This is a genomic window from Arthrobacter sp. H14 (genome assembly GCF_000520495.1).
Lineage (GTDB): Bacteria > Actinomycetota > Actinomycetes > Actinomycetales > Micrococcaceae > Arthrobacter_C.
Window position 1 is genome coordinate 1 of sequence record NZ_AZRX01000521.1, and the last position, 1599, is coordinate 1599.

Here is a 1599-nt window from a genome sequence, read left to right on the forward strand (position 1 = left end):
GGCTCCCCGGCCAGACGGTGCAAAAAGGCCGCCATCGCGTCCCGGTTAATGGGCTCCAGCGGACGATAAGTGCCGTCCGGCCAGCCAGTGGTGATACCGGTTTCGGCCAGCCAGGTCACCTCGGTATAAAACTTGCTGCCGCGCGGATAGTCCTCGAAAGGCGAGGTCGCCGGGGCCGCGTACTCCGGCTCCCCAGCCAGACGGTACAAAAAGGCCGCCATCGCGTCCCGGTTAATCGGCTCCAGCGGACGATAGGTGCCATCGGGCCAACCAGTGGTGATACCGGTGTCCGCCAGCCAGGTCACCTCGGTGTAAAACTTGCTGCCGCGCGGATAGTCCTCGAAAGGCGAGGTCGCCGGGGCCTCGTACTCCGGCTCCCCGGCCAGACGGTACAAAAAGGCCGCCATCGCGTCCCGGTTAATCGGCACCAGCGGACGATAGGTGCCATCGGGCCAACCAGTGGTGATACCGGCGCCGGCGGCCCACATGATCTCCTCTGCAAACTTTGTCTCCGAATTCACGTCGGTAAAAGCGAAGGAAAAATCATGGTTCCACGTGGTTGGTCCCGTCAGCGTGTACCCGGGCGAAGGAGAAGCCACCACGTTGACCGCCGATTCACCCTGATACTCACCGGCGGGTTGCCGGACACCATTGACGGCATAGCGAACACCCTCAGCCGACGGGATCGTATAAGTCATCGATCCGAATGCCGGTGCCGGTGCTATCACCGGCTCCGGCGGCGCGTACAGCATCCGGTTCGGCGTTTCCGCGCTGACCGCCGAAAGCACTCCCGTTGTGGGAAGCCGTTGCCGTGTCCGAGGCGTGCCAGGTTGAGGAGATACTTACCCCGGGGGCAAACAAGTCAATGCACGGCCCGAAATTCGAGAAGGAGGCCTGGGTGTCCGAGGAATTACTGGCCGCCACCGTCACCACAGGGCCAACTCCGGACGGAGAGCTCTCACAGGCGTCGGCGGTTGAGTTTCCGGCCGCCGCGACGGTCGTGACGCCATCATCGATCAGTCCCTGTACTGCAGCATCGAGAGTCGAGCTGACGCTGCCGCCGATGCTGAGGTTGGCAACAGCCGGATCGCCCGGCTCGTGCTGTGCTGCAACCCAGTCCAGACCAGCAACAACGTCCGAGACCATGCCCGCCCCGTCACAATCAAGAACCCTCACCGGAACGATCGTCGCTGTCTTTGCCGCCCCGTAATCAGCACCACCGGCCGTACCGGCGACGTGGGTGCCATGGCCGTTGCAATCACCTGACCCATTACCGTCCGCAACGGCGGTCCACCCCGCAGCCACCCTGCCGCCGAAGTCATTATGAGAGGCCCGAACGCCCGTATCGACCACATAAACCTCCACACCGGTGCCCGATCCCAGAAAAGTGTACGAATCTGACCCGGGCAGACGCCGCTGATCCATACGATCAAGGCCCCACGGGGCCGGATCCTGCGTCGTGGCAATACTAATCGGAGCATCACGCTCCACCGCTGCCACCCGGTCCGAACGGGATAACGCCCTGATCTGACCGGCAGTGGCATCCACGACCGTGGCCCGGACCGCATGTGAGAAGGTCCGGCCAACCGACAAGCCCTT

Annotated in this window: 1 protein-coding gene and 1 pseudogene; both read right to left on the reverse strand. The window is 63.4% G+C overall.

Annotated features, from left to right (window positions below):
• Window positions 1–530, reverse strand: a pseudogene (locus tag Y707_RS31170) (S-layer homology domain-containing protein); the annotation flags it as partial.
• A 142-nt stretch (window positions 531–672) separates the two neighbouring features.
• On the reverse strand, window positions 673–1599 hold a 927-nt coding region (locus tag Y707_RS22815), incomplete at its 5' end, for a S8 family peptidase (RefSeq protein WP_162150159.1).